Source organism: Staphylococcus sp. EG-SA-17 (genome assembly GCF_017151845.1).
Lineage (GTDB): Bacteria > Bacillota > Bacilli > Staphylococcales > Staphylococcaceae > Staphylococcus > Staphylococcus aureus.
Genome location: NZ_JACVZO010000193.1, coordinates 1 through 227 on the forward strand (window position 1 = coordinate 1; position 227 = coordinate 227).

Genomic DNA, 227 nt, shown 5'->3' on the forward strand with positions numbered 1-227 from the left:
TGTTTTGAATGAACAAGTATCGTCATATTCCCCGAAGGATTATACTTAGAAAATTCTATAACCTGCCGATTCATACGACACTCCTTTAGATGTATTTTTAGGGAGTGGGACAGAAATGATATTTTCGAAAAATTTATTTCGTCGTCCCACCCCAACTTGCATTGTCTGTGGAAATTGGGAATCCAATTTCTCTTTGTTGGGGCCCACACCCCAACTTGCATTGTCTG

The 227-nt window shown here is 39.6% G+C and carries 1 protein-coding gene; it reads right to left on the bottom strand.

Annotated features, from left to right (window positions below; all coding sequences use genetic code 11):
* The coding region (locus tag IDG65_RS15010; protein ID WP_241012755.1) for a hypothetical protein at positions 1-74 on the bottom strand (74 nt) is incomplete at its 3' end.
* Between the last annotated feature and the right edge of the window lie 153 nt (positions 75-227).